16 protein-coding genes are annotated in these 17408 nt (G+C 68.4%); 10 read left to right on the plus strand and 6 right to left on the minus strand.

The window, feature by feature from the left end:
* Positions 1-110: 110 nt before the first annotated feature.
* On the plus strand, positions 111-1208 hold the full coding sequence (locus tag ACWZHB_RS26530; RefSeq protein ID WP_427904507.1) for a CaiB/BaiF CoA transferase family protein: 1098 nt from the start codon (positions 111-113) through the stop codon (positions 1206-1208).
* Positions 1209-1286: 78 nt separating this feature from the next.
* Positions 1287-1658 carry a hypothetical protein gene (locus ACWZHB_RS26535; RefSeq protein WP_427904508.1) on the plus strand — a complete coding sequence of 124 codons (372 nt, stop codon included), beginning with the start codon at positions 1287-1289 and terminating at the stop codon, positions 1656-1658.
* Here the strand turns inward: ACWZHB_RS26535 and yczR are convergent.
* Positions 1645-3144, minus strand: a complete 1500-nt coding sequence (yczR, locus tag ACWZHB_RS26540; RefSeq protein ID WP_427904509.1) for a MocR-like transcription factor YczR — start codon at positions 3142-3144, stop codon at positions 1645-1647. The genes ACWZHB_RS26535 and yczR overlap by 14 nt on opposite strands.
* 62 nt (positions 3145-3206) lie before the next feature.
* Between yczR and ACWZHB_RS26545 the strand changes: the two genes are divergently transcribed.
* The 3 genes from ACWZHB_RS26545 to ACWZHB_RS26555 all read left to right on the plus strand — a co-directional run bounded on the left by ACWZHB_RS26545 (position 3207) and on the right by ACWZHB_RS26555 (position 5108).
* Positions 3207-3470 carry a hypothetical protein gene (locus ACWZHB_RS26545; protein WP_427904510.1) on the plus strand — a complete coding sequence of 88 codons (264 nt, stop codon included), beginning with the start codon at positions 3207-3209 and terminating at the stop codon, positions 3468-3470.
* Between the two features lie 37 nt (positions 3471-3507).
* Positions 3508-4071, plus strand: a complete 564-nt coding sequence (locus ACWZHB_RS26550; RefSeq protein ID WP_427904511.1) for a methylated-DNA--[protein]-cysteine S-methyltransferase — start codon at positions 3508-3510, stop codon at positions 4069-4071.
* 218 nt (positions 4072-4289) lie between these two features.
* On the plus strand, positions 4290-5108 hold the full coding sequence (locus ACWZHB_RS26555; protein WP_427904512.1) for an alpha/beta fold hydrolase: 819 nt from the start codon (positions 4290-4292) through the stop codon (positions 5106-5108).
* Positions 5109-5148: 40 nt separating this feature from the next.
* Here the strand turns inward: ACWZHB_RS26555 and ACWZHB_RS26560 are convergent, their stop codons facing one another.
* From ACWZHB_RS26560 to ACWZHB_RS26570, 3 genes are all read right to left on the minus strand, one after another.
* Complete coding sequence (locus ACWZHB_RS26560) at positions 5149-5445, minus strand: hypothetical protein (protein WP_427904513.1); 297 nt, start codon at positions 5443-5445, stop codon at positions 5149-5151.
* A gap of 199 nt (positions 5446-5644) precedes the next feature.
* Positions 5645-6631, minus strand: coding sequence for a hypothetical protein (locus ACWZHB_RS26565; RefSeq protein WP_427904514.1), 987 nt, complete (start codon positions 6629-6631; stop codon positions 5645-5647).
* A 450-nt stretch (positions 6632-7081) separates the two neighbouring features.
* Positions 7082-8371 carry an adenylosuccinate synthase gene (locus ACWZHB_RS26570; RefSeq protein WP_378633609.1) on the minus strand — a complete coding sequence of 430 codons (1290 nt, stop codon included), beginning with the start codon at positions 8369-8371 and terminating at the stop codon, positions 7082-7084.
* A gap of 253 nt (positions 8372-8624) precedes the next feature.
* Between ACWZHB_RS26570 and ACWZHB_RS26575 the strand changes: the two genes are divergently transcribed.
* The 3 genes from ACWZHB_RS26575 to ACWZHB_RS26585 are packed head-to-tail and all read left to right on the plus strand — an operon-like array spanning position 8625 to position 10934.
* Complete coding sequence (locus tag ACWZHB_RS26575; RefSeq protein WP_427904515.1) at positions 8625-9254, plus strand: hypothetical protein; 630 nt, start codon at positions 8625-8627, stop codon at positions 9252-9254.
* Complete coding sequence (locus tag ACWZHB_RS26580) at positions 9251-10039, plus strand: site-2 protease family protein (RefSeq protein WP_427904516.1); 789 nt, start codon at positions 9251-9253, stop codon at positions 10037-10039. The genes ACWZHB_RS26575 and ACWZHB_RS26580 overlap by 4 nt, the downstream gene beginning before the upstream one ends.
* Before the next feature lie 40 nt (positions 10040-10079).
* Positions 10080-10934 (plus strand): glycosyltransferase family 2 protein, encoded by an 855-nt coding sequence (locus tag ACWZHB_RS26585; RefSeq protein WP_427904517.1) that lies wholly within the window; start codon positions 10080-10082, stop codon positions 10932-10934.
* 1 nt (position 10935) lies between these two features.
* On the opposite strand, the gene ACWZHB_RS26590 is transcribed toward ACWZHB_RS26585, so the two are convergent.
* Both ACWZHB_RS26590 and ACWZHB_RS26595 read right to left on the minus strand, forming a co-directional pair.
* Positions 10936-12102 carry an FUSC family protein gene (locus tag ACWZHB_RS26590; protein ID WP_427904518.1) on the minus strand — a complete coding sequence of 389 codons (1167 nt, stop codon included), beginning with the start codon at positions 12100-12102 and terminating at the stop codon, positions 10936-10938.
* 25 nt (positions 12103-12127) lie between these two features.
* The gene (locus ACWZHB_RS26595; protein ID WP_427904519.1) at positions 12128-12562 is read right to left on the minus strand and encodes a DUF3151 domain-containing protein; all 435 of its coding nucleotides are present in this window, start codon (positions 12560-12562) and stop codon (positions 12128-12130) included.
* 1326 nt (positions 12563-13888) lie between these two features.
* Here ACWZHB_RS26595 and ACWZHB_RS26600 point away from each other — a divergent pair.
* Together ACWZHB_RS26600 and ACWZHB_RS26605 are read left to right on the plus strand one after the other, a co-directional pair.
* Positions 13889-15919, plus strand: coding sequence for an Rv0361 family membrane protein (locus tag ACWZHB_RS26600; RefSeq protein ID WP_427904520.1), 2031 nt, complete (start codon positions 13889-13891; stop codon positions 15917-15919).
* Positions 15920-16017: 98 nt separating this feature from the next.
* Entirely contained in the window at positions 16018-17076 is a 1059-nt protein-coding gene (locus ACWZHB_RS26605) for a fused (3R)-hydroxyacyl-ACP dehydratase subunits HadA/HadB (RefSeq protein ID WP_427904521.1), read from the plus strand.
* Positions 17077-17408 lie beyond the last annotated feature (332 nt).

Consider the following 17408-nt stretch of genomic DNA (forward strand, 5'->3'; position numbering starts at 1 on the left):
CCGCGCCGAGTCGCGCTCGTGCGAATTCTCGCCCATGCTCTACCCGAGCCGCCACCCCAGCGCTATTGTCGGAGTGTCAATACCGTTCGACGACGAACTGAGGTCACCGCGTGAGCACGGAGTCCACCGCCAAGCAGGGGCCCCTTGCGGGCATCAAGGTCATCGAGTTGGCAGGCATCGGGCCAGGTCCGCACGCCGCGCTGCTGCTGGCTGACCTCGGCGCCGACGTGGTGCGCGTACAGCGCGCCAACCAGCTGCCCGGCTTCATGGAACGCCCGCAGTGGCGTGGGCGCACCATCGTCGAGGCGAATCTGAAAGACCCCGCCGACGTAGCCAAGATCCTCGACCTGGTCGAGAAGGCCGATGTGCTGCTGGAAGGCTTCCGTCCCGGCGTCACCGAGCGGATGGGCCTGGGCCCCGACGATGTGCTGGCCCGCAATCCCCGCCTGGTCTACGGCCGGATGACCGGCTGGGGCCAGCACGGCCCGCTCGCCGATCGCGCGGGACACGACATCAACTACATCTCGCTGACCGGTGTGCTCAATGCCATCGGCCGCAAGGGCGAGCGGCCGGTACCGCCGCTGAACATGGTCGGTGACTTCGGCGGTGGCTCGATGTTCCTGGTGTTCGGCGTGCTCGCCGCGCTGGTGGAGCGGCAGAGTTCCGGCAAGGGCCAGGTGGTCGACGCCGCGATGATCGATGGGGCACTTGCCCTTTCGCACATGATCTGGGGCATGCGCGGGGTCGGTCTGTGGTCCGATGAGCGCGGCACCAACCTGCTCGACACCGGCATGGCGTTCTACGACACCTACGAGACCTCCGACGGCAAGTACATGGCCGTCGGCGCGATCGAGCCGCAGTTCTACGCCGAACTGCTGGCCGGATTGGAGATCGATCCGGAAGGTCTGCCGATGCAGATCGATCCGAACGGTCAGGAGCAGCTGCGCAAGCTGTTCACCGACAAGTTCCTGACCAAGACCCGCGACGAGTGGGCCGCGATCTTCGACGGCACCGACGCCTGCACCACGCCCGTGCTGACCTTCACCGAGGCCACCGAGAACCCGCATATCGTGGCCCGTACCGGCCTGATCGAGATCGACGGCGTGGTCCAGCACGCGCCGGCGCCGCGCTTCTCGCGTACGCCCGGCGGCACACCCACTCCCCCGCCGAACGTCGCGACACCGATCGAAACGGTCTGGGCTGACTGATTTGCCGGCCTGTCGTCGGTAAAGTTTTCGACTATCGACGACAGGCCGAGGATCCGAACCGTCAGGACGCCACCGAAGGTGCTCGCCGCCCTCATCGCGGTCACCACCTTCGGCACGGCGGTGCTGTGCTTCATCCTGGCCGAAGGATTGTTCGACAATCGCGAAGGTCAGATCGCCGAATCACATTGCCGCAGTACGGCACCGGTGCCCGTGATGGTGAGCGTGCTGAACGGGCTCGCGGCCGGGCTCCTGCTGGCCGCCGCCGTCTCGCTGCTCTGTTTGCTGGTGCTGCTGTTCCGCTATCCGTCCGAACGTGGCGCTGTCGCGGTGCCGTTGACCGCGGTGGGGTTGGTGGCATCGGTGCTGTTCATGTTCGGGGTGGGGTACGAAACCGTCCGTCCCGAACCGGCATCCGTCGCGCCCGACCCGTGCGCGTTCAGTAGCAGGTGAGCGGCTGAAGCGGGTCGGCGGCGCGTGGGGTGAGTGCGTCGTAGGCCGCGGCGATGGATTTGACGGCGATACGCAGCTCGGCCTCGGGGTGGGTGTAGGGCAGCCGGATGAACCGTTCGAACGCTCCCTGGACACCGAAACGTGGTCCGGCGGCGAGCAATACGCCGTGATTGGGTGCGGTGGCGGCGAGTGCGGTGGAGACCGGGCTGGGAAGCTGGGCCCACACCGACATGCCGCCGGCGCCGACTGTTATGTGCCAGCCGGGGAGCTCTTCGGCGACGGCGTCGAGCAGGGCGGTGCGCTGGGTGCGCAGCTGTTCGCGGCGGCGTTCGAGGATGGGTTCGGCGTTTTCGAGCAAGTGCACCGTGGCGAGCTGGTCCATCACGGGCGTGCCGAGGTCGACGGTGGAGCGTATTCCGAGCAGCTTGGTGATCAATGGCTGATTGGTACGGATCCAGCCGACCCGCAGGCCACCCCAGAACGACTTCGACGCCGAGCCGATGGTGACGATCTCGGAGCCCTTCGCGAACGCGGCGACCGGCGGGGGCATCGCGCCATCCGACAGGCCGAGTTCGCTCATCGACTCGTCGACGACGACGGTCATCCTGGTGTCGCGCGCGATGGCGGCCAGTTCGGCGCGGCCTTCCGCGTTGAGGAGCAGACCGGTCGGGTTGTTGAAGTCGGGGACCAGGTAGGCCAGGGTGGCCGCGGTTTGCCTCGCGGTGCTGCGCAGGCCTTCGAGATCCCAACCGGCGTCGGGGAATTCGGGTCGCAGTGGAATCGGGATGGGCCGGGCGCCGACATCGCGGATGGCTTCGATGGCGTTCGGATAGGAGGGGTGCTCGATCAGGACGCGCGCGCCGGGTGAGGCCAGCACGTTGAGAAGCAGCCGAAGTCCGTGTTGCGCACCGAGAGTCACCAGGATCTGTTCCGGTTCCGTCGGCAGGCCGCGCGCGGTGTAGCGGCGGGCCAGCGCTTCGCGCAGCGCGAGGATACCGACCGGGTCCATGCCATGTGTGCCGAGGTAGGACGGGATACCTTGCAGTGCAATGGAATACGCGTCGTGAAGTTCGGGCGACGCCGGCATCGCGGCGTAGGTCATGTCGATGGTCGGCAGTTCCGGCTGCGCCATCAGCGCCATGATGCCGCGGCTGGGCTTGGCGCCGTCGTGCTGGATCGCGGGTGGCAGCGCGACGGTGCTGCGGGAGCCCTGGCGGCTGATCAAGTAGCCGTGTTCGCGCAGCAGTGCGTACGTGGAGGTGATGGTGGTGCGGCTGACGCCGAGGGTGCCCGCCAGATCGCGCTCGCTGGGCAGCGCGACGCCGAGTGGGGCGCGACCGTCATGGATCAGCAGCCGGATGGCCTCGGCCAGGGCCAGATAGGCGGGGCGGTGCGGGCGGCGTTCGGCATCGCCGCCGGTTTCGGGGTCGCGCCACCGGCCGAGGTCGCGAGCCAAGCCTGCCGCGCCGATCACTCTTGTCGCCATAAAGTCCAGTATTCCCTAAGTGGATATTTCTAGGCAAGGCCAGTGGGGAGATTCTTACTGACATGACCACTTTCCTTGCCCTCGCCGTTGCCGTTGCCTTCGGGTTGGCGGTCTACCACTTTTCCCCGAAGAAGGGGGAGCTGCCGTTCTGGCCGTTCCAATATCTGCCGCATGACCGGGCATTCGGCACCTATGATGAGCAGCGGCTGTATCGAGAACTGGACGCGATGCGAGCCCACGATGTCGATGACAATGCAGTCCAGTTATCTGCAACTGGCCTTAAAGAGGACCCTACCGACACGCAGCCGGGGTCGCTCGCCGCGTGAGCGTGTCTTTGTCGGTGGGTCGGCGCACACTGTGATCATGAGTGACTCGACGCAGACCGAGACGGTGGTCTCGGCACTGTTCGACACCGCTATCGGGCTGTGCGCTATCGCCTGGCACGGTGACGCCGTTGTCCGGTTCCAGTTACCCGAGGCCAGCGAAGAGGAGACGCTCGCGCGGATCACCCGGCCGTTCGGCGGGGCTCCGGTGCCGGAGAGCGCACCGGGGCCCGTGATCGTCGAGGCGATCGCGGGAATTCGCGCCCATCTCGATGGCGCGCTCGACGCGTTGCGCTGGATCGAGGTCGACCTGCACGGGGTGCCGGAGTTCCATCGCGCTGTCTATGCGGTGACGCGCGAGATCGACCCAGGCCACACCCTCAGCTACGGCGATATCGCCAGTCGCCTCGGCGCTCCCGGTTCCGCGCAGGCTGTCGGACAAGCGTTGGGGCGCAACCCTGTTCCGCTCATCATCCCGTGCCATCGGGTGCTCGCCGCCGATCACGCGCTGCACGGATTCTCGGCGCCGGGCGGGATCGGGACCAAGGCGCGGCTGTTGGAGATCGAACGGACGCCGGGATTCGGCGAACCGATGTTGTTCTAGCCCGCCTCTCCGCGACTTTCGGCCAGACCTGGGCTAGAGGGAACTTGCGTCGGCGGCCAGACTTGGACGGGGCTCAGTCAGCCCCTGCCTGGGAAGTTACCCATGTGCTCGCGAAATCACTTGTCGAGTTCGAGGAAGGCGCGAAACCCACGCGGACCTGCGGTCGAGGTGATCGCGTACCGTCGAGCGCGGCGGCCCGTTATCGAGAGGAATTCCCCATGCAGACTGTGACGTCGGCCGACGGCACCACGATCGCCTACGACCGGATCGGCGAGGGGACCGCGGGGACCGTCGTTCTGATCGGTGGGGCGTTCAGTTACCGCGCGTTCCCGACGATGGTCGAGCTCGCGCAGACGCTGGCCGACGACTACGGGCTGACGGTGCTGAACTACGACCGGCGCGGACGCGGGGACAGTGCCGACTCCCCCGGCGTGTACGACGTGGCCAATGAGATCGCCGATATCGCGGCGCTGGTCGAGGCCGCGGGTGGGAAGGCCGCGCTGTTCGGCTGGTCCTCCGGTGCCGCGCTCGCGCTGCTGGCGGCGCAATCGGTGCCCGGTGTCACCGAGGTGGTGGCCTTCGAGCCGCCGTTCGTGGTCGACACGAAAGGCCATGTGCCGCCGAAGGATCTGGAGGCCAAGCTGCACCCGATGATCGCGGCGGGCGATCGCGGGAAGACCGTGCGGTACTACATGACCAAGGCGATGGGGATGCCGTTGCTGATGGTGGCGGCGATGCGGGTGACACCGTTCTGGAAAACGCTGGCGGCAACGTCGAATTCGACCGCGCACGACTGGGCCGTGATGAAGCCGTACATGCAGGGGAAGAAGCTGAATCCGGCCGATTGGCGGGGTGTCGAGGTTCCGGTGCTCGTGCTCGCGGGCGACCGGACCGCACCGCTGCTCATCAAGGGCTCGAAGGCCGCCGCCGAGGTGCTGCCGAACGCGAAGTTCGCCGAACTCCACGGCGTGAGCCACAACCCGAAGATCTCGATCCTCGCCCCCGCTGTCGGCGAATTCCTCACCCGCACAACATAATCAGCTAGCTGTGTGACAGCCGAGATCGAGTTCGGTCAGCTCACGGCGGCGGCGGGTGGTCGCGGAAGAACTGGCACGGTTCTCCGGTGAGATAGCCGTCCAGGCAGGCGAAGTAGACCTGAACACAGCTGTTGCTGGTGCAACCGACGGTGTACAGCATCCCGCGAATACGCTCGTTGCGCTGTTGCGTCGGGGCGAGGGTCTGCGCGGGCGGCACCACCGACTTGACCGGGGCGGCGGTGGTCGGCGGCGGCGGTGCATCGGGTGCGGCGCACCCGGACAGAACCGCCGATGCAAGCAACGCCGCCACGGCGAACCCGCCACGTACCGCCACCATCCACCTCCGTCCGAGACCCGTTTCGACGCTACTCGCCACACAGGTGATTGCCGAGTGCACCCTGGCGCATGGCGATCGTGCAATTGCCCGATCACGCAAGTTCGCGCCGCACCGGGTAGACCGAACGCCCGGCCCTGCCAGAATTCCGACAGGACCGGGCGCTGCGCGACGGATCAGATCGACCGTCGCGGCGAAGATGTCAGTCCTCGCAGGGGCAGTCGGGCAGCTGCGGGCCCGCGGGCAGCGGGAGCTGCGGGAGCTGGACCTGCGGCAGCTCCGGGAGCTGGGGGCAGGGCATGTCGGCGAGCTGGTCGTCGACCAGTGCCTCGAGCTGTTCGGCGGGGTTGGTCGGTGCGCCTTGGTGGGCACCGCCGGGGAAGGCCGTCGCGCCGACGACGCTACCGATGACACCGCCACCGACCGCACCGACAGTCGCAGCGGGGATGCCGAGGACCGCGGCACCCGCGGCCGCACCGACGCCTGCTCCGATCAACGCACCGGCACCAGTGGCACCCGCTGTCGCCGCGGCAGTGGCTCCGAGAACGGCGAGCGAGCCCACGCCGCCGGTCGGCACCGCCGCAGCGGCCGCGAGGATCGCACCGGCGGTGCCGGTCGTGACCGCGCCGACCACGAATCCAGCACCTGCGCCGACAGCCGCACCGGCGAGGCCACCACCAACCGCGCCGACAGTCGCCGCGGGCACGCCGACGACCGTGGCACCGATCAGCGCGCCGCCGACCGTCGCCGCGGCGATCTTGTCCGAGCGGCTGGGGTCGATGCCGACCGAGCGGCCCTGGGTAGCGATGGCGGCCTCGATGTTCGCGGCCGTGCCGTTGACGTCGCCGAGAATGTCGTCCGGGACATCGTCGGGGACGGGGGAAGTGAAGTCGCCGATGCGCAGCGTCCGCTCGGGCGGGGCGATCGGCGCGACGGGCTCGACCGGCTCGGGCAGGTGGAGTTCCTCGACAACGATCGGCGGGGCCGGAGTGGTGTACTCCGGGACCGGACGCGTCTGTTCAGGCTTCAGGTAACCGAGAGTGTCCGGCCCGTCGAACTCGGCCAGATCCGAGCGACCACCGTCGTCGGCAGGCTGCTCGGTGGTGACACCCGGCTGCACCGGCGGCTGGGTGACACCCGGCTGCGGCACCGCGATAGCCACACCAGCGCAAGCAACGGCCAACGCCATCGGCAGGACCCCGACAACCGGGCGAGAGATCCGCCGCACCGTCGAGGAGTTCACATTTACAGACCGACGGATCACGCCGACACCCACTAACAAGTTCAAGGAAAGCGACACGTCCCCGCGCGCCGCCCGCGAACGATAACGTTTGCCAGCCGGATGCTACAAATCGATAGCGATAAGACATCACCCCCCGCGCACAGCCTGGACCAGCACCAAGTCCACGATGCCCCGAACTCCCAACCCCACCGCGCCACCCCAGGTCCACGATGACCCACCCCAGCCACACCGCCCACGCCGAAGTCCGCAGCCCTACCGCGCTCCCAGCCACACCGGCCACCCCGAAGCCCGCAGCCCTACCCGAGCTCTGCCATACCAACCCGCCCTGGCGCTACCAAACAAGAAAGGCCCGGCGCCACAACCGGCACCGGACCTCCCCACTACTTCAGCCGCACATCAAGCAAGCACATCATGCCGAACGATCGTCTGATCACGCCCCGGCCCCACACCGATGCACGAAATCCGCGCACCCGAAAGCTCTTCCAGCCGAAGCACATACGCCTGCGCGTTGGCGGGCAACTCCTCGAACGTGCGAGCGTGCGAGATGTCCTCCCACCACCCCGGCAGCTCCTCGTAGATCGGCTTGGCGTGATGGAACTCGGTCTGCGTCGTCGGCATCTGCTCGACCCGCTTACCGTCGATCTCGTACGCCACGCAGATCGGCACAGTGTCCAGCCCGGACAGCACATCCAGCTTGGTGAGGAAGTAGTCGGTAACCCCGTTGACCCGAGTGGCGTACCGGCTGATCACCGCATCGAACCACCCACAACGACGCGCACGACCGGTGGTGACACCGACCTCGCCACCGTTCTTGGCCAGGAACTCACCGAAGTTGTCGAACAGCTCAGTCGGGAACGGACCCGAACCGACGCGGGTGGTGTAGCACTTGAGAATGCCGAGCACCGTGTCGATCTTGTTCGGCCCGATACCCGAACCCACCGCGGCCCCACCCGCGGTCGGGTTGGACGAGGTGACGAACGGATAGGTGCCGTGGTCGACGTCGAGCAGCGTGCCCTGCGAACCTTCCAGCAGCACCGTGTCGCCCCGCTCGAGCGCCAGGTTCAGTTCGAGCCGGGTGTCGGAGATGCGGTGCTTGAACGATTCGGCCTGCTCGAGCACCTCGTCGACAACCTGCTGCGGGTCGAGCGCGCGGCGGTTGTAGATCTTGACCAGTACCTGATTCTTGAATTCCAGGGCGGCTTCGACCTTCTGGGTGAGGATCTTCTCGTCGAGCACGTCGGCGACGCGGACGCCGACGCGAGCGACCTTGTCCTGGTAGCAAGGGCCGATACCGCGACCGGTGGTGCCGATCTTGCGGTTGCCGAGGAAGCGTTCGGTGACCTTATCGATGGCCACGTGGTACGGCATGATCAGGTGCGCGTCAGCGGAGAGCAGCAGGCCGGAGGTATCGACTCCGCGCTCTTCCAGACCGGCGAGTTCGTCGAGCAGCACGCCCGGGTCGACGACGACACCGTTGCCGATGACGTTCTTCACACCGGGGGTGAGGATGCCGGACGGAATCAGGTGCAGCGCGAACTTGTCACCGTTGGGCAGCACCACCGTGTGGCCGGCGTTGTTGCCGCCCTGGTATCGGACCACCCACTGCAACCGCTCGCCTAGCAGGTCTGTAGCTTTGCCCTTACCCTCGTCGCCCCATTGGGCACCGATGAGGACGATTGCCGGCATTTCGGAGTCTCCTACAGATCGACGGCAGCGCGTGCAGCACTGCAGCTACCTGCCGTAGACGCTGCGCGTCTATCACTGAGGCGGTGGCCGGAGACACAGTCTAGCCGACGCCTGATCGGGTCCTGTCGGAGCGCCCCGACCCCGGCCTACCGGCACTGCCCTGATCGGTTACGGTTACCAGTCGGCAGTGAGTTTGCGTGACCGAGGAGGGTGTAGGCACGGTTTGAGTACCCACGTTCTCCGATGCGGTGACATGCCGGTCCCGATCGCACTCTCCTCGTTACCCAACACCCAGACCGGGCGTGTCCCCGATGTCGCGGTGATCGACGAACTACTTCCGGTGCTGGCCGCCGACAGCCTGCCGCGCCTGATCGTGCTCGGCGCCGACGCCTCGCTCGCCGCCGTGCTCACCCATTTGATGCGTACCGAGCGGCTGCACGTCGAAGTCGGTTTCGTGCCGGTCGACGCGACCTACGCCTCGCGGGTCTATCAGACCGGCACCGGTAACGGCGCCGCGAAGCGCGCGGTGGCGGGCCGGGCGATCGAGACGCCGCTGATCCGCGACGACACCGGCACCGTGCTGGTCGGCCGCGCGAGCATCACCGGCGTCGACGGCGCGAAACTCGAGGGCGAAGCCTACGTCGACGACACGCTGCTGTTCAGCGGCAAGGTCACCACGATGCTGATCTCGCCGACGATGACCATGCCCGGTGTCCGCGCGCGAGTACGCAAAGGCCTGCGCAAGCGCACCTGGGTGTCCGGTCGCGCCGCCCAGCTCGGCACCCCGCGGGCCGTGGTCACCCGCGACGGGATCACCGCCGAACGCACGGTTCCCCGATCAACCTTCTATCGATTCGAACAACCCTGGTTACTGGTGCGATGACTTACTCCTTCCCCTCGGATCGGCGGTCCGGGCACAGCGCGGTCCGGCCGAGCCCGGTCTTCCTGCTGATCGTGCTGATCGCCGTGGGCGGCGGTGCAATCGCCTGGGACGCCGATATCGATTCGGTGCGCGCCAAGGTCGGCGTTTTCCTGCTCGTGGTGTTCGGCTGGATCATCAGTTTGTGCCTGCACGAGTTCTCGCACGCCTATGTGGCGTGGCGGGCGGGCGATCACGAGGTGGAGGTGCGTGGGTATCTCACGCTGAATCCGCTGAAATACAGCCACCCGGTGCTCTCGATCGTGCTGCCGCTGGTATTCATCGCGCTCGGCGGAATCGGGCTGCCCGGTGGCGCGGTATATGTGGATACGACGCGATTCAAATCGAGTGTGCAGCGATTGGTGAGCGCGGTCGGGCCCGCGTCGAACGCGTTGTGCGCGGTGGTGCTGCTGATCGTGATCCGGGCTTTCGGATCGGTCCAGGAGCACCCGGCGTTCTGGTGCGGGCTCAGTTTTCTGGCGTTTCTGCAGATCACGGCGTTTCTGCTGAATGCTCTTCCGGTACCGGGTCTGGACGGCTACGGGGTCATCGAGCCGTCGCTGAGCTACCAGACGCGGCGCTCGCTCGATCAGATCAAGCCCTACGGCATGTTGATTCTGTTCGCTGTCATCTTTTTCACCCCGCTGAGTCAGGTGTTCTTCAACGGGGTTTACGCATTGTTCGAACTCTCCGGGGTACCTGAGGTGTGGGCCGCCTATGGTGGCCAGTTGACCCGTTTCTGGCGTTGATAGCCTCGGGTCATAATCGACCCTGGAACGGAAATTGCGTATGAGCTCCACCGGATCGTCCGCTGTCCTGTCCGTCATCATTCCGGCACTCGACGAAGCAGCGGGCATCACCGCGTGCCTCGAGTGCCTTGTCGGGCAGGACACGATCGATGAGATCGTCGTTGTCGACAACGGCAGCACCGACAACACCCGCGAGATCGTCGCCGAACTCGCCACCCGCTATCCCAAGATCGAGCTGATCTCCGAGCCGCAACCCGGCGTCGCGTTCGCTCGCAACACCGGCTTCGACAAAGCTCGTGGCGACTATCTCGGCCGTATCGACGCCGACACCCTCGTCTCCCCCGAATGGGGCGCCACGGTGCGCGCCCACCTCGACGCCTACCCGGACACCATGGCGGTGACCGGGATCAGCACCTATCACGACTCCCCGATCGGCATCTTCCTCGCCGCCGCGATCAGCGGGCAGGAACGGCTCGGGATGATCAAGACCCAGCCCGTCGGCAATGTGCACGGCGCCAACATGGCGATCCGGCGCTCGGCGTGGGAGCAGGTGCGTTCGGCCACCACGACCCGTCGCGACCTACACGAGGACCTCGACCTGGCGCTGTGCCTGTCGAAGGCGAAGCTGCGGATCGATCAGCTGCCTGTCTTGCGGGCCGAGATCTCCGCGCGCCGTCGCAAGACCCCGCCGGACGTGTGGTGGAAGTACCAGTTGCGCGGGCTGCAGACCATCGCCAACCAGGGCTATGCGATCGTCCCGTTCCATCGCGCGGTGATCACCGGCGCGTGGATCATGCACACCTCGCAGTGGCCGATCTACCGGGCGTGGGATTTCGACCGCAAGCGTTTCTCGCTGCGACCGGGGCGCCCGCGCGTTTCACCGGTCGGCGACTGAGTCATTCCTCCGGCGTCACATACGGATTGGGCACGGTGGGTGGGAGCAGCGCGATCGCCGAGATGCGCTGCATCCCACACACCACCATCAGATCCACCACGATCGAGCGGATCTGCGCGAACACCACGTGCGCCGAGAGTCCCGCTCCGACAACGAGTTCGGGGCGTGCGCCCTTGGCGACACTGCGCACCGACTTGAGGGCCTCGGCCTGATCGGGTTGCTCGCCGGGGTCGGCCAGCATCATCTTGCGGACCACGTCGGTGGCGTGGCCCAGCTGATCGACCAGGTCGATCAGGCGCGGATCGAGGACCTCGTCGTCGCGGACCAGGGTGAGCGAACGGCGAAGCAGCACACGGGTATTGCGGACGGCGTTGTCGAGTGGGTCGGCCGCGTTGTGGATGCGTTCCAAGCGTTTTCGGGAATTCCAGTACAGCGGTGAGATGCGACTGATCTCGCGGCCGCCGGCGAGTGCATCGCGTAAGGCATCGATCTGGGGCTGAGTGTCGCGCACCGCCGAGAGCGAGTCGGAGACCTTGGTCGAGTTCTGTTCGAGCAGGCCCTCCGCGCAGGTGATCATCGATTTACTCATCACCGACAGCACGTCGGCGGCGTGTTCGCGGGCACGGCGGACCGGGTGCAGCGGGATCAGCGCGACCATCAGGACGCCGACGAGTCCGCCGATCAAGGCGTCGATCATGCGGTTGGGGCCCGCGCCGGGCGCCTGATTCAAGGTCGAGACCAGCACGGCCGAACCCGCTGCCTGGATGGTCATGAGCGCGCCGCTGCCGAGGAAGACCGACACCGCCATGGCGCCGCCGACCACCAGGGCCACCTGCCAGACACCGGTCCCGACCTGGGCGATGAACAGGTCGCCGATGCCGATGCCGACCGCGACACCCACCACCAGTTCCACCGACCGGCGTACCCGCGCACCGAACGAGACACCGATGGAGACCACCGCGGCGGTCGGCGCGAAGAACGGTTCGATGTGGCCGACGAGGTTGTGGGCGATGAACCAGGCCAGTGCGGCGCCGAGGGCGCACTGGATGATCGGGATCGCCGAGAGACGCAAGCGCTCGACCGAAGCCCGGTACCGGCCGACGGTGCTGACCTTGGCGGCCGCGACTACCGGCGTGGCAACGGCGACAAACGGCTTGTGCTCGCTCACCTACGTCTCGGCCCCGACCGCTGACTCAGTCCAGGCCGAGTTCGTTCGCCGCGCGCGGATCGCAATCCTCGAGCAGATCGAGACAGCGCGCGTATTCCTCGGTTTCGCCGATCGTCTTCGCGGCACTCGCCAGCGCGCCGACGCTGCGCAGGAAGCCCTGGTTGGGTTCGTGGCTCCACGGCACAGGGCCGAAACCCTTCCAGCCGTTGCGGCGCAGCAGGTCGAGACCGCGGTGGTAGCCGGTGCGGGCGAAGGCGTACGCGGCGACGGTGTCGTGGTTCACCTCGCCGCCCGCGCGCTGCAGCGCGGCCTCTGCCAGCTGGGCCCATGCGATCGATGCGGCCGGGTGCTGCGCGGCGACCTCGACCGGGTCGGTGCCCGCGGCAATGGCGTCTTCGGCGTCGATCAGTTCTGGGAGGAGGACCGGCTGCGGTCCGAGCAAGTCACCGAAGGAGGTCATGGGTTCATTGTGCACCGAGGGTCCGACAGGCGCCGACCGGCCCGCCGCAGCACTCCACCGGACGCCGCCCTCAGACCTGTCTTCGCCGTTCGCGCCGGTGCCTGCCGGGTGTGCCTCCGCCTTCGCTCGGACCATGCGCATCAGACTTGGGGCCGCTTCGGGTCAGTGCCTATTAGGCTGAGCGCAGAGTGCAGAGTTCGAGCCTGAGCGAGGGGTACAGAGGTGTCCGACCCGACCGACGAGAACAACCCGGCAGCAGAGTCTGCCGGTACCGGCGCGCCCGGCCAGCGTGACGATTCGTCCGCGTCCCCTCCCGGCGCACCGGAGTCGGTCACCCAGCCGGACCGCGCGACGAGGCCGCCTGCGGGTTCCGATCAGACGGTGGTGATCCGGCGAGGGGATCTGCCGGGTAATGCCGTCGGTGGACGCCCCGGCACCGCACCGGGCCAAGGGCAGGGTCCCGCCCGGCCTGGCAATGCCCCTGCGGGACAACAGCCTTCGGGTCGGGGATCGCAGCCGTCGTGGGGGCGGCCAGGGTTCACGCCCGGTGCGGCGCGACCGGGCAGTGGCCCCGGTGCGGGACAACCCGGCAACCCCGCCGGCGCGCAACCTCCAGGTGGACCGGGCAATCAGCTTGGCGCACAACAGCATTCGAACCAGGGCGGGCAGCGGCCGACCGGTCCGGGCGGTGCGCAGGGTTCACCACAGAGCAATGGGCCACAGGCCGGGCGCGGACCGCTGGGTTCGCAGCAGGCAGGTGGGCCCCCAGCCGGACGCGGACCGAGCGGCGGACCGGGTTCGCAGCAGGCAGGTGGGCCCCCAGCCGGACGCGGGCCAGGTGGTGGACCGGGCTCGCCGCAGGGCAGTGGGCCGCAGGCCGGGCGCGGACCGAGCAGCGGGCCAGCTTCGCAGCAGGGCGGTGGGCCTCGGGTCGGGGGCGGGCCAGGTGGTGGACCGGGCTCGCCGCAGGGCAGTGGGTCGCAGGCCGGGCGCGGACCGAGCGGCGGGCCGGGGTCGGAGCAGGGTGGTGGGCCTCGGGTCGGGGGCGGATCTGTCGGCGCGCCCGGCGCTCGGCAACCGGGTGGGCCAGGCAATGGGAGTGATGGAGCGCGGCCTGCTGGGCCCGGCGGATCGCCTGCCAGCCGGCAAGCGAATGCCCCTACGGGTCCGGGAGGGCGACCAGCGGAGCAGGATTCGGCGGGAGGCGCCTCGCCGTTGGCCGGGTTGTCGAAGGGGTTGCCGGGCGGTCGACCGGACGACTCGAAAGCACCGCCTCGTGACGAGCGGGGTGCCGATCTCGCCGGACCCGATGCGGCGACAACCGCGATGCCGATTCCCGGACGAGACGCGGCTGCGGAACGCGACGGTTCGGCGGATGACCGCACGGTGAAAATGGGTGGCGCGCAGGCGAAGTCGACTCAAGCCGATGTGCCGACTCACGGGATGACCAGGGCTGAACTCGCAAGGTTGTCGGATGCGGAGTCGGATACGACATCCGCACCGGACGCGACCGCACGTGGTGCGGTTGCCGGTGCGGCTGCGGCCGGTGCGGTTGCCGGTGCTGCCGCCGCGGCGGGTGCCACGGCATCGGGCAGCGGATCCGACGAGGCGCCGGATTCGCAGGGCTCGACTCCGAATGCCGATGGCCGCTCTGGTACCCGTCCGCAGGACGACGACAGCTTCACGCGAACCCCCGACGATGCTGCGGCCGAAGCTGATTCGGCTGCCACCACAGGACAGAGCGGCGATCCGGCCGTGGCTACCGATACGGCACAGCAGTCGGGCTCGGCCGCAAGGCCCGGTGCCGCGGGGTCCAACGACGCAGGGTCCCTGGGCGCAGGGTCCGGTGACGCAAGATCCGATGTCTCGAAATCCAGTGCCACAGCAGACGATGGCGCAAAGTCCACTGCCAAGCCGACCGGTGGCACGGCAGCCGACAGCACGGCCAGCGGCACGGCAGCCAGTGGCGCGACAGCCGGAAGCGCGGCAGCCAGTGGCACGGCAGCCGGAAGCGCGGCAGCCAGTGGCACGGCAGCCGGAAGCGCGACAGCCAGTGGCACGGCAGCCGGTCGCACGGCCAGCGGCACGGCAGCAGGTGCCGCGGCAGCCGGAAGCGCGACAGCCGGCAGCACGGCCAGCGGCACGGCAGCTAGTGCGGCGGAAGCCGGAAGCGCGGCGGCCGATGCTGTTGCGGGAGAAGGTGTCTCGCGGGGCGGCAAGTCGGCTGACGTCGACGCCACCGAGAAGTTCCAGACCGGTGGGGCGAAGGGTGTGGGCCCTGCTTCCGAGGACCAGACCGTGGCGATGCGGGTGGTGAGTTCGGCGGATGCGCCGACCACTGCGATGCCGGTGCAGCGGCCGAAGAACACGGGGCCGGGTGGGACCGATCGGGTGGTGCCGCCTGCGGGTGGGCGGCCCGCGATGACGCCGCCGCCGAATACGCCGCGTGGACCTGCCGGACCTCGGCAGGCCGGCCAGCCCGGCCCCGGCCAGCAAGGCCCTACCGCGCCCGGCCAGCACCCCGCAGGCCCAAGCCAGCAAGGCCCGGCCGGTCCCGGCCAGCACCCCGCAGGGCCGGGGCAGCAGGGCAGCGCGGGTCCCCGCCAACATCCCGCAGACCAGGGTCAGCAGGGCCCCACCGCCGCCGGCCAGCACCCCGCAGGCCCGGGTCAGCAGGGCATCGCGGGTGCCGGTCAACACGGACCAGCGGGGCTCGGACAGCAAGGAGCCGCGCGCGGTCCGCAGGGCTCAGGTCAGCAAGGGCCTGGCGCGCCACTACGGAAGGAGGGGTCGGCGCCTTCGCCCGCGGATATTCAGCCGACTCGGCCCGCGCAGCAGTTGTCCGAGGGGCCGCGGCAGGTGGCGCCGCCGCAGCGGATCGGAGCCCAGCAGGGCGAGACTGCCGGGGAGCCGGGGGCCCAGCGGTCCAAGAAGTGGCTGTTGGCCGCGGGCGGCGCCGCGGTGCTGGTCGTTGCCTTGATCGCGTCGGTAGTGGCGTTGATGGGCGGTGCGGACGATTCGCCCGAGGGCCAGGTGAAGGCGGTGATCGGTGATTACACCGACGCGCTGCGCAGCGGTGACCTGGAGGACCTGCGAACAAGCACGTGTGGCGAGCTGCACGCGTTCTATCAGGGCATCACCCCCGAACAGTTCAAGGGCGTGCACGAGGTCTCCACCGAGCGCGGTTCCATCCCGGTGGTCGACAGCGTCGACGCGGTGCGGATCACCGGCGACACCGCACTGGCCCAGGCCACGGTGTACACCTCCGCGGATCCGTCGAAGCGGACCGCGCGGACGTTCGACCTGCAGCGCACCGATGGCAGCTGGAAGGTGTGTGACCCCGCGGGAACCCCGTAGGAGGTCCTCGACCCGTCATACCGGGCAGTTCTGCCTGGTATGACGGGTCACACATAACTGGTGATCCAGATGGGTAAACAAGTAAAGTTTTCCGGATCATGAGCAGGGAACAGACAGTGGTGCAGCCGGACATCGATGCTGTGGTCCCGGATGCGACGCTGGTCGGTCAGCGCTTCGCCTTCCGCGATCACTACGAAGTCGGCCGCGAGAAGATCCGGGAATTCGCCAGGGCGGTGCAGAATCTGCACCCCGCCCATCAGCAGGAAGTCGACGCGCGCAAGCTCGGCTACGACGGGGTGATCGCCCCGCCGACCTTCGCCTCGGTGATCGGCATGACCGCCACCCGCGCCCTGCTCGACGGCGTACTCACCGAGTACGACCTGTCGCAGGTACTGCAGACCGACCAGGTTTTCGAGCTGTTCCACCCGATGCTGGCGGGCGACCGGATCAGCACCGAGATCGAGATCGAGTCGATCCGCCAGTTCGGCGACAACGACTTCATCAACGTCGGCTTCAAGCTGCGCAACCAGCACGACCAGGTCGCCGTGCAGGGCACCACCACCATCGTGGCCCGCCGCGGTGTCGAGGTGGACCCCAATATCGTCGAGGCCGTCGAGAACATCAGCATGCACCCGCGCCCCGGCACCATCGCCGACGTCGGCGCCGGCGACCAGCTGATCCGCCACACCGGCCCCGCCCCCGCACTCGCCCCGCGCGAAACCGTCGCGGTCAACACCACCCCCGAATTCGACACCCTGGCCAAGGGCACTCAACTCCCGCCCGCCACCGCCCGCCTCACCCGCGGCGACCTGGCCAACTACGCGGGCGTCTCCGGCGACCCCAACCCCATCCACTTCAGCGACCGCGCCGCCGAACTGGCCGGCCTGCCCACCGTGGTCGCCCACGGCCTGCTCACCATGGGCCTGGCCGCCCAGTACCTCACCGACTGGCTGGGCGACCCGACCGCCATCGAGAAACTGAGCGTCCGCTTCTCGGGATTCGTTCCGGTCCCGCCCGCCGAAGCAGGTGTCATCGAGTTCTCCGGCAAGATCAAGTCCGTCGACCCCGACCGCCGCGCGGCAACCGTCCTGCTGAGCGGAGTCTCCGAGGGCCGCAAACTCTTCGGCCGAGCCGCAGCCGAAATCCGCCTGACCTAACAGCCACCCGCACACCAGCCGGTCCCGGCCTTCACACCCACGGCGCACACCCGGCCGGTGCACAGCGTCCCTGGTCGACACCGCCGCCCTGCGCCTGGTCGCCGACGTTTGCGAAGCCACCGCGGTGATGCAACCCTGCGCACGCTGTCGGTCCCCGTCTTCAACAACCCACCCAACCCAACCACCGCACTCCCGACCCCTAGGGAGGGACGGCCACGAAGTGGCCGGTCCGCGGCCGGGTCGCCGGTTAGCCGCCGGGGCGTACGCGACGAAGGAGCAAGCCCCGGTGGCTAACCGGCGGCCCCTCGGGGCCGCGGACACGCGCGCGCCAG

The organism is Nocardia sp. FBN12, from assembly GCF_054031145.1.

Coding starts and splice junctions, on each gene's coding strand:
- ACWZHB_RS26580 (WP_427904516.1), top strand. CDS start 9,251: ATGACTTACTCCTTCCCCTCGGATCGGCGGTCCGGGCACAGCGCGGTC.
- ACWZHB_RS26605 (WP_427904521.1), top strand. CDS start 16,018: ATGAGCAGGGAACAGACAGTGGTGCAGCCGGACATCGATGCTGTGGTC.
- ACWZHB_RS26555 (WP_427904512.1), top strand. CDS start 4,290: ATGCAGACTGTGACGTCGGCCGACGGCACCACGATCGCCTACGACCGG.
- ACWZHB_RS26600 (WP_427904520.1), top strand. CDS start 13,889: ATGCCGATTCCCGGACGAGACGCGGCTGCGGAACGCGACGGTTCGGCG.
- ACWZHB_RS26565 (WP_427904514.1), bottom strand. CDS start 6,631: ATGGCGTTGGCCGTTGCTTGCGCTGGTGTGGCTATCGCGGTGCCGCAG.
- ACWZHB_RS26570 (WP_378633609.1), bottom strand. CDS start 8,371: ATGCCGGCAATCGTCCTCATCGGTGCCCAATGGGGCGACGAGGGTAAG.
- ACWZHB_RS26575 (WP_427904515.1), top strand. CDS start 8,625: ATGCCGGTCCCGATCGCACTCTCCTCGTTACCCAACACCCAGACCGGG.
- ACWZHB_RS26560 (WP_427904513.1), bottom strand. CDS start 5,445: ATGGTGGCGGTACGTGGCGGGTTCGCCGTGGCGGCGTTGCTTGCATCG.
- yczR (WP_427904509.1), bottom strand. CDS start 3,144: ATGGCGACAAGAGTGATCGGCGCGGCAGGCTTGGCTCGCGACCTCGGC.
- ACWZHB_RS26550 (WP_427904511.1), top strand. CDS start 3,508: ATGAGTGACTCGACGCAGACCGAGACGGTGGTCTCGGCACTGTTCGAC.
- ACWZHB_RS26585 (WP_427904517.1), top strand. CDS start 10,080: ATGAGCTCCACCGGATCGTCCGCTGTCCTGTCCGTCATCATTCCGGCA.
- ACWZHB_RS26545 (WP_427904510.1), top strand. CDS start 3,207: ATGACCACTTTCCTTGCCCTCGCCGTTGCCGTTGCCTTCGGGTTGGCG.
- ACWZHB_RS26595 (WP_427904519.1), bottom strand. CDS start 12,562: ATGACCTCCTTCGGTGACTTGCTCGGACCGCAGCCGGTCCTCCTCCCA.